Here is a 10144-nt window from a genome sequence, read left to right as displayed (position 1 = left end):
TGAGCGCTTTTTTTATGGCGATAGCCTTTTGATTCCAATCACCATAAGCCTCTTACCATTCTTGCTAACTTAAATCACTGACTACGTTGTAACACCTTTTAGTCGCAACAGTGCCTTTAGAGTTACGATCTAGCTGCTATCTGTGCCTAGTTCTAAGCAATTGTCTTGAGCAAATATCACAGCTGTTACTTAGCCTAACGAACTGAACGGTAATGATAAGGTATGAGTTCACCTGCTTTCGTGCTTGTAGTATGAGCCCTAAGTGGGCGATTGTTTGTTGCCGATTAGAAGCTCAGCGATAAAACGAAGTGAGATACGCGCAATGTAAGGGCATAAAAAGAGCGTGTCATTAAATGCAAATGAGTCAAAAGGATAGGCCGGAGTTATCGAGCAGATGGTACTTATTAGCTAGTTTCTAAATTTGCATTAAAAAAAAACGCATTAAGGTGTTTTTTAGAGAGATTGCTTCAAGAAAGTAGAACTAAGTTTCTGGAAAGTGTGATGTTTTGCCAAGGAGGAGAAAAAAATATCGTGGTATAGCCGGGGGGACTATACCACGGGTGTCAAGGACACCTTCGCTTGCTGCCGGAGTGGTGCTAGGCACCACCTCTGGAATTCATTGTCAAAAGGCATTATCTGCCCGACGAAGAACACTATAAAGTCTCGAACTTTTTTTCTTTATAAAATTAACGCCAACTTAGTATAAGATTTGCGACATGATTATAAGTGCATGAAATTACTAGTTAATTTTTATAAAAACCTAAAGGTATCGAATTAAACAAAAAAATGAAAGATTAATTGAAAACTAAAATTGACGTTTTTGACGTTAGTTTTTTAACGAAAGTAACGGTGAGACCATGTGCATGACATGGTTTTAAAAACGCAAAATTTGATTTCAGACAAGAATTGCAACCCGTGGTTTAGTTAAAATCCTCAACAGAAATGAAAATAACTCTCATTATTAAAAGCAACTCAACTTATTGGGCTCTCCATGGAATTATCAAAATTACAGCAAGGGCAAGAAGCCACTATTATCGGTTTTGACGGACTCTCGAATGATGTACGTAAAAAATTGATGGTGATGGGGCTACTGCCAAACACGCCGATCAAACTAATCCGTTTTGCCCCGATGGGAGATCCGATCCAAGTTGAAGTTCGTGGAGTCTCTATTGCGGTACGCGCGAATATGGCCGCGTCAATTTTGGTCGAGGTGAAGTAATGGACTATAAAATTCTAACCGTTGGTAATCCAAATAGTGGTAAAACGACCCTGTTTAATGGTTTAACGGGCGCTAAACAACAAGTGGGTAACTGGGCGGGTGTAACCGTCGAGAAAAAAACAGGTCGTTTCAATCATTCTGGTGACAGCTTCTTCTTAACCGACCTTCCGGGTATCTACGCGCTTGATAGTGGCAATGATGGTAATAGTATTGATGAATCTATTGCATCGCGCGCCGTTCTTACTCATCCGGCTGATTTGATCGTCAATGTCGTTGATGCGACTTGTTTAGAGCGCAGCTTATATATGACATTGCAGTTGCGTGAATTGGGGCGTCCAATGATCGTGGTACTCAATAAAATGGATGCGCTTAAACGCGAGCGTCAGGTGATTGATACCAAAGCGTTAGAAAAAATGCTGGGTTGTCCTGTGTTTGCAATTTCGGCCAACAATAAAGGCCAAGTGGTTCAGTTCAAGCAACTATTGCATAAGTTGGTAGTCCAAGGTGTTACGCTAGATGAATTGAATTTGGCTTACGACAGTGCATTTGAGCGTGAAATTAGCAATATTATGCCTATTTTCGCGGGCCAAGAAGTTGCCGCTCGTGCACTTGCTATTCGAGCATTAGAGAATGACGTTTTAGTCCTTAATTCGGTTAAATCGGAACAACGAGATGTCATTTCTCAAGCTCAAAATTCACTCGAGCTTGATATTGATTTGCATGTTGCTGATGTGAAATACACATTCCTTCATCAACAATGTCAAAAAGTACGCCGTAGTGAAGGAAAGCTCAGTCATAGTTTCACCGAGAAAGTAGACAATATCATCCTTAATAAGTGGGTTGGTGTGCCTTTCTTCTTTGTCGTGATGTATTTGATGTTTATGTTCTCAATTAATGTCGGCGGCTCATTCATCGATTTCTTCGATATTGGTGTGGGCGCGGTATTGGTTGATGGTGGACACTACTTGCTAGATGGTCACTTGCCTGTATGGCTGGTAACGCTAATTGCTGATGGTGTTGGTGGCGGTATTCAAACAGTAGCAACCTTTATCCCAGTGATTGCCTGTCTTTACCTATTCCTTGCTGTTCTAGAAAGCTCTGGCTATATGTCTCGCGCTGCTTTTGTATTGGACAAAGTGATGCAGAAGATTGGCTTGCCCGGTAAAGCATTTGTGCCATTGGTGCTAGGTTTTGGTTGTAACGTTCCTTCAATCATGGCCACTCGTACCCTTGATCAAGAGCGTGAGCGTAAACTGGCTGCTTCTATGGCACCATTTATGTCATGTGGCGCACGTCTACCTGTTTATGCGCTGTTTGCTGCGGCATTCTTCCCTGAAAGTGGTCAGAACGTCGTATTTGCTCTTTACCTACTTGGCATTCTAGCGGCTGTATTTACTGGTTATGTGTTGAAAAAGACGCTTTACCCAGGCTCAAGTGACAGCTTAGTGATGGAGATGCCTGATTACGAGTTGCCAACGATGCAGAACGTGATGATCAAGACTTGGCAAAAACTGAAACGTTTTGTGCTTGGTGCGGGTAAAACCATCGTTGTGGTTGTGACGATTCTAAGTTTCCTTAACTCGATCGGTACTGATGGTAGCTTTGGTAATGAAGATAGTGAGAACTCAGTACTATCGAAAGCGTCGCAAGTGGTTACGCCAATCTTCTCACCTATGGGGGTAAGAGAAGATAACTGGCCAGCAACGGTCGGTATTATTACAGGTATTTTTGCTAAAGAAGCGGTTGTTGGTACACTGAATAGCCTTTATGCTCCGGCGGAAAGTGAAGATTCACAATACGATCTAATGGCTAGCTTGCAAGAGGCAGTTATGACCATTCCAGATAACCTTGCGGGTCTAAACTATTCAGATCCACTAGGCGTTGAAGTGGGTGACCTAACCGATAGCTCGGCGGTAGCAGAAGACCAAGAAGTGGATGCGTCAATTTTTGGTAATCTACAAGGTTATTTTGCAAGTAGCCATGCTGCATTTGCTTACCTAATCTTCATCTTGCTCTACACACCTTGTGTGGCTGCGATGGGTGCTTATGTGCGTGAGTTCGGCCCTAAATATGCGCGATTTATTGCGGTGTGGACAATGGGCTTAGCTTACGGTGGGGCAACGCTTTATTACCAAGCGAGTCACTTTGCTGATCATCCAGCGACAAGCGCTGCTTGGATTGGTGGTATTTTAGCCATCGGTGGCCTGACTTACCGTGCTTTGAAAGCGGCAGGTAAGAAACAACAAACGCTAGAGGTACAAATTGCATGATATTGACTGAATTGAAGCAACACATTGATGCACAGGGGAGTGCTTCGCGCAGTGAGTTGGCGAAAAAATTTGCCCTAAGTGAAGACGGTGTTGATGCGATGCTGTCAGTTTGGATTAAGAAAGGTGTGATATCGCGTATGATTGACACCAATAAAGCTGACCATGTTACTCGCGTTCGCTATTCAGCCAATAAGCAAAATGGATTGTCTTTGACGGTGACGATGTAATAATTCATCCTCAGTAGTCATCTGAGAATAAAAGCGCCACTCATCGAGTGGCGTTTTTATTTGTATCGAGCCTGTTTTTAAAGCGAAGAAATGTTCTACTTCGCTTTACTGAATAAACTGCTCAGGCTGAGTACATTACTAATGCGAGTATGCAGCTGCTGTTGTTCTTCATCATCGCGGAAAATGCCTTGAGTGTTGCCCCAAATCGGACCTGGCCATGCTGCATCCGTTTGGAAGCGTGCGATGTGATGGATGTGCAGTTGTGGCACCATGTTACCTAACGCGCCAAGGTTTAGTTTGTCTGGCTGGAAGGTTGCTTCCAATGCTTGGCTGACGGCTTGAGATTCTAACAAAAACTGCTGTTGCTCATGCATAGGCAAGTGGTGCAACTCTTTAAGATTATTGCGCTGTGGTACCAAAATAACCCATGGCACCGTGTTGTCTTTATGCAAAAGCGCGACACAAAGTGGGAAGTGACCAAGTACCGTGGTGTCTTTAGCCAGTTGAGGGTGAAGTTCAAAGCTCATAGTCTTTCCAATTAATTGTTTTGCTTGAGTATAAGGTTGGAGGGAAGGTGTGGCTAGGTTATTACCGACTAAATGCAAGATTCCCTATCACGTTCGTTCCTCACTGTAGGGAATGACGAATTTAGGTTTTCCGATTGAAAGGAATGACAGGTGACGGTTTGATCTTCCGTACACGAAAGCAGCGACAGCATTAAAGTTTGTCATCCTCAAGAGCGAGGTACGAGCGAGTTGGGGATCTATTTTGCAAGTTGAACTAGCATGGCTGTCTCTCGGTTCTAAAAGCAAAGCGTTCCATAGAGCGAAGCTCGTTCTCGATTCTCTGTCCTTAAAAAAAGAAAGGGTTGACGCTTTCACGTCAACCCCCACAATTATTCGCTTCTCGCTTCTCGCTTCTCGCTTCTCGCTTCTCGCTTCTCGCTTCTCGCTTACATACGCTCTAGCGTATCGATACCAAGAAGAGACAAACCTTGCTTGATGGTTTTTGCGGTTAGTGCAGCCATTTTCAGACGGCTTTGTTTAACAGCGGCATCTTCAGCAACCAAGATTGGGCATGCTTCGTAGAAGCTAGAGAACTGACCTGCTAGTTCGAATAGGTAAGCACACATGATGTGTGGCTGGCCTTCACGAGCAACAGACTGTACAGCCTCTTCAAACTGAAGCAGTTTAGCCACAAGTGCTTTTTCTTTTTCGTCAGTGATAATGATGTCGCCTTGCAGCTCATCCATCGATACACCCGCTTTGGCAAAAATTGATGCGACACGAGTGTATGCGTATTGCATGTATGGCGCCGTGTTACCTTCGAACGCCAGCATGTTATCCCAATCGAACACGTAGTCAGTGGTACGGTGTTTAGAAAGGTCAGCATATTTTACCGCTGCCATTGCAACCGTATTTGCGATTGTCGCCTTTTCTTCTGCTGCTAGCGTTGGGTTTTTCGATTCGATTAGCTGCGCTGCGCGCTCTTCTGCTTCATCCAATAGATCCGCTAGGCGAACCGTACCACCGGCACGAGTCTTAAATGGACGACCATCTTTACCTAGCATCATGCCAAATGCGTGATGCTCAAGAGAGACTGATTCTGGTACGTAGCCGGCTTTACGAACGATAGTCCACGCTTGCATTAGGTGCTGGTGTTGGCGTGAATCGATGAAGTAAAGCACACGATCAGCGCCTAGCTGTTCGTAACGGTATTTTGCACAGGCAATGTCTGTGGTGGTGTATAGGAAGCCGCCATCGCGTTTTTGCACGATAACGCCCATCGCTTCGCCATCTTTGTTTTTGTATTCGTCTAGGAAGACAACTTGCGCGCCTTCACTTTCAACCGCAAGACCTTGCGCTTGTAGATCCGCAACGATTTTAGGCAGCATGTCGTTGTACTTACTTTCACCCATTACGTCATCGCGAGTCAGTGATACGTTTAGGCGATCGTAGTTACGCTGGTTTTGGATCATCGTAACATCAACCAGTTTCTTCCACATTTCTGCGCAGAACTCGTCACCACCTTGCAGTTTTACCACGTACGCACGTGCTTTAGCTGCAAACTCTTCGTCTTCATCGTACAGTTTCTTCGATTCACGGTAGAAGGCTTCAAGGTCTGAAAGTTCCATCGATACTTCACCAGACTCTTGCTGTACACGCTCAAGGTTTGCAATCAGCATACCGAACTGAGTACCCCAGTCACCGATGTGGTTAGCACGGATTACGTTATGGCCTAAGAACTCAAGAGTACGAACCACTGCGTCACCGATGATGGTAGAACGTAGGTGGCCAACGTGCATCTCTTTAGCGACGTTTGGTGCTGAGTAGTCAGCTACGATGGTTTTTGCTTCTTCAGCCGTTACGCCTAAACGAGCGTCGTTTAGTGCTGCTTCTGCTTGTTTTGCAAGAAACTCTTCAGATAGGAAGATGTTGATGAAACCTGGGCCGGCGATTTCTGTTTTGCTCGCGATACCGTCTAGGTCTAGAACATCCAGTACTTTTTGCGCAAATTCTCGAGGGTTAGTGCCAAGTTGCTTAGCAACGCCCATTACACCATTTGCTTGGTAGTCACCAAACTGTGCTTTTGCAGATTGACGAACCACAGCAGGGCTGCCTGCAGGTGCGCCAGCGGCTTCGAGAGCCTGAGATACTTTGTCATTAATCAGTGCTTGGATATTCACACGCGTTTCCTTCATTTCAAGGACGAAGAACTCAACATGATTATGGCTGAGTTCTGTTGGAGTTCACAAAAATGGCGCTAATGATAACAATTTTATTGCTTGCCATATAGAGAGGATAAGATGAAATTTAGACTTTTTATAGCCAATAGAAATTGACAATGTTTGCGATTACTATAGCCAACCCCATTTCGGCATAAAAATGAGAACAGAAATGACAGCACAATTGGAAGTTAAACGCTTAACACCGCAACAAATGTTGCAAGATCTAGATCTGTTTACCGCTAAGATACAAGCATTGGCGGAACGTATTGGCTTGGATCTCTCGGCTGCACAAGCCGATCATATCGCATTGCGTATCAACGAGACTGAGATTGCTGCGCAAGCACATCAAGCATGGTCAGCGTATGGCGAGGTCATTTCGTTAGCGAAAATTAGCGGTCGTCCTATCGTGGTCATTGCGTTTGACCGCCCATTAAACAGTAATGGCTGGCATATCGAGTGCCTCGAATTGCCTTATCCTGCACCAGGTAAAAGTTACCCAAATGAAAGTTGGGAGCACATTGAGTTTGTGATCCCTTCAATGGCACAAACCGCAGAAGACTATTTGGCTGATTTGCAACGTCAATTGCCAGTCTTTGCTGAACGTTTTGAACAGCTAGCGGACTTGGGGGTTAAAGTAAAACTCTCTAGCCCGAAAGGCGAGGGAGAACGCTTGAATAATCCGACGGTAGCCTTTAAGTATGAAGGGGTGTGCATTAAGCTTCACCCGCATACATTGAAGGCTATTGTGGCGTCAGAGCAAGACTAATCAAGCTTTATATGGATGTTAAATTAACCTAATTCAACGTCTTTCGCCCGTAGTTGAAATTCGTCAATCGAACCAATTTCCTGCCCAAGGCTTAATGGTGCACTAGTTTGATGCGCATTGCCTTGGGTATGCATGATCAATCGGTTCGCAGTACGTGGCTTCAGTTCATTCACCACAAAACGGATCATATCACTGCGAGATAATTTTTTGAGTTCAGCTAATACGCGTTGGCGCTGATCAAAGTTTTCATCCTTGTTACCAATACCAACCCATAGTCGCTGCGCTCGACCACGTAAGGTGGTATCCGGCGTGGCGATTTGATTCCAAAGCCCCCGTTTACTACTGTGCCACTGATATTCATTGAGTTCTAACAACACCATGTAAAAGGCATTTAGGAACTCATCGATGGAGCTGATTAGCTCATTGGGTGCTGCATTTGGTGATTGCACATAAAGCACGATACCGGGATGTCGGTTTAGCGGCATATTGCCAGTACCGACCATATAGCCGAGTTGCTGTTTAGTGCGTATTTCATGGAAGAAGGTGGCAGACATGAGATGATTAGCCAGTGAGTAAAGCGCAATACTCTTCGCCTCAGTATCATCACATTGGTAGTAAACAACGATAGCGGAATCTTCCTGATTACAAACCACCTCTCGCTGGAAAGTACCGTTTTTACCAAGCATAACCAGCGGACGCAGCGCTTCTTCATACTGCTGATCTTGTACGCGCATGGCTTCTTTAAGCGTTTCGCCTAGTGCTAAAGCATCACTCTGCGTCCAATCTCCATAGACAAACATTTCTACGTGCAGCTCTGCCAAAATAGCTTGTACGAAGTTCGATAGTGACTCGACTTCGATACTTTCAAGTGCTTCCACCAAGGTTGCGTAAGGTGGATTGTTGGGTTGCAAAATACCAGTCATGGCATTGAATAGCTGAGAAATTGGGCGATCTTGCGCTGAATTTCGCCAATTACGTAATAGCTGTGTTTTGATGGTATCAAAGCGCTTTTTGCTAAATTCACGATTCGCAAAGCGTTTAAGGATCATTTTCAGCAGTTCGGGCTGTTTTTCACTAAAGCCGGAAATGGTCAATGTCACGCCGCCTTGGTGCGCATAGAGGTTGTAACCCATGCCGGCAATTTCAGCTTGATAGGTTTCAGTGGCTAACGCATCAAGAAACATCTCAACACATAAGCGAGTCTTGACGATGTTTACCGGGTTTGCCACGGCATGTGGACTATCGATAGCAATGTACATCACGCCTTTAGGCACGCGAAACTCGTTGTCTTGCAGATGCCACAGCTTAAATCCGGGCAAGTCTTGCAATAGTGTTGGGACGTCGGATTCTGTCTCTAACTCTTTTGGCGTGAGGTCATAGCAAATAAAAGGGTTGCGATCTGGCAACGCCATTTTGAGTCCGCAAGGTTGCTGATAAAAATCACGTTGTTGTTGATTTAGAGGCACGACAGAGTAGGGGGTAAAGTACCACTTAGCTTGCTCATCGTAATCGAGACCTTTAGCGATCAGCGTGACACGAAGGTTATCAACCGTAAAGTTTTGCGCTAACGCTCGTAGATGATCAGGTTGGTACTCTTGCATCATGAAGTCGCCATAAATTGTGTCTTCACTGGCGTAATGCTGCATGTTAATCACTAAGTGGCTAACCAAATCCATCGCGCGTGTCGGTTCTTGAAAGCGAAATGCCGATTCCAAAACCGCTTGTTTCTCATAGTAGCGCCAGTCATCAAAACCACGTGCTTTGATCACGGCAATATAATTAAAGATGGCTTGAATTATGTTGTCGGTATGCTCTAAACCATGCTCGGTTAATGTGCAGCTAATAGTGAATTCACGATAATTGCTGCCGCTAGCGCCTCCGCCGGCGGAAAGCGAGGTGATCCAACCAGCATCTTTTAGCGCCAGCATTAAACTGCCTTCACCTTCATAACCGAGCAGATGGGCAAAATAAGAGAGAGGTTTACTGCGGTAATAGCCGTCCATGCTTGGAATTGGGAAGGTTAAGATTAGCTTACGAATCTCTTTAACAGGCTCCACGTTAACCCAAATGCTGGTGGAGCGTAGGTCGGTGTATGGCACATCGATTTGCTTGCTGGCGAGATTTAAGTTGGCGATGGTCGTAAATTTTTCATTCGCCCACGCTTCGAGTTCATCAAGTGTTTGCGGTCCGACGAGTGCGAGCGTCATTAAATCGGCTGAGTAGTGTTGTTGATGAAAAGCAATGATCTCATCGCGAATCGATTTGCCGTCACGATCGCCTAATGTCTCGTGATTACCAACCGAGAATTTAGCAAACGGATGTTCTGGGTTGATGATCTCTTTGTTGACTTGATATAAGCGACGGGAATCGTCATTGAGTTTCATTTTATATTCAGAGTCGACGGCTTGGCGTTCTTTATCTAGCGCTTCGGCATTAAATAGTGGAGCACTAAAAAACTGGCTAAAACGGTCAAGGCTATTTTCGAATGCATTCGGGTCACAATCGAAGAAAAAGCAGGTATGTTCAGTACCAGTCCAAGCATTGTTTGTACCACCATGTTGGCTGGTGTAGCTTTGGAACTCACCAACCTTTGGGTACTTCTCGGTACCAAGAAATAACATGTGCTCTAAATAGTGCGCCATACCTTGGCGATCAATCGGATCATCAAAATGACCGACGTTAACGGCGAGCGCAGCCGCCGATTTCTGCGCATGTACATCGTGAATTAATAACGCCCTTAAGCCATTACTTAGAGTGCAGTATCGGTATTGATTTGTATCATTTGGGCTTACATGCACAATCATTCTCCATGCGTTAACGTAGACAGTAAGTATGTACGCGTTTTAAAACGCTGCCAGTTTTCCAATTTCCGAGCCAATGAGTTCGCTCATCTTTGTGCAAATTGCGGTGCTAAAGATGTGTTATAACAACACG

General features: G+C 44.8%; 7 protein-coding genes. 4 read left to right on the top strand and 3 right to left on the bottom strand.

Annotated elements, in window-relative coordinates:
- Positions 1-991: 991 nt before the first annotated feature.
- The 3 genes from RH88_RS22290 to RH88_RS22280 are packed head-to-tail and all read left to right on the top strand — an operon-like array spanning position 992 to position 3716.
- Complete coding sequence (locus RH88_RS22290; RefSeq protein ID WP_005600272.1) at positions 992-1219, top strand: FeoA family protein; 228 nt, start codon at positions 992-994, stop codon at positions 1217-1219.
- Positions 1219-3489, top strand: a complete 2271-nt coding sequence (gene feoB / locus RH88_RS22285; protein WP_005600271.1) for a Fe(2+) transporter permease subunit FeoB — start codon at positions 1219-1221, stop codon at positions 3487-3489. Before RH88_RS22290 ends, feoB begins: the two co-directional genes overlap by 1 nt.
- Positions 3486-3716, top strand: coding sequence for a FeoC-like transcriptional regulator (locus tag RH88_RS22280; protein ID WP_005600270.1), 231 nt, complete (start codon positions 3486-3488; stop codon positions 3714-3716). Before feoB ends, RH88_RS22280 begins: the two co-directional genes overlap by 4 nt.
- Positions 3717-3811: 95 nt before the next feature.
- On the opposite strand, the gene RH88_RS22275 is transcribed toward RH88_RS22280, so the two are convergent.
- On the bottom strand, positions 3812-4243 hold the full coding sequence (locus tag RH88_RS22275; RefSeq protein ID WP_005600269.1) for an HIT family protein: 432 nt from the start codon (positions 4241-4243) through the stop codon (positions 3812-3814).
- 425 nt (positions 4244-4668) lie between these two features.
- Positions 4669-6402, bottom strand: a complete 1734-nt coding sequence (gene argS / locus RH88_RS22270; RefSeq protein ID WP_005600268.1) for an arginine--tRNA ligase — start codon at positions 6400-6402, stop codon at positions 4669-4671.
- Positions 6403-6613: 211 nt separating this feature from the next.
- Here argS and RH88_RS22265 point away from each other — a divergent pair, with 211 nt between their 5' ends.
- Positions 6614-7210, top strand: a complete 597-nt coding sequence (locus RH88_RS22265) for a VOC family protein (protein ID WP_005600267.1) — start codon at positions 6614-6616, stop codon at positions 7208-7210.
- A gap of 23 nt (positions 7211-7233) precedes the next feature.
- Here RH88_RS22265 and RH88_RS22260 read toward each other — a convergent pair whose 3' ends face one another.
- The gene (locus tag RH88_RS22260) at positions 7234-10008 is read right to left on the bottom strand and encodes an insulinase family protein (protein ID WP_005600266.1); all 2775 of its coding nucleotides are present in this window, start codon (positions 10006-10008) and stop codon (positions 7234-7236) included.
- Positions 10009-10144 lie beyond the last annotated feature (136 nt).

Origin of the sequence: Vibrio scophthalmi LMG 19158, from assembly GCF_000222585.1 — a bacterium.
GTDB lineage: Bacteria > Pseudomonadota > Gammaproteobacteria > Enterobacterales > Vibrionaceae > Vibrio > Vibrio scophthalmi.
This window is presented reverse-complemented; position numbering and strand designations above follow the sequence as displayed.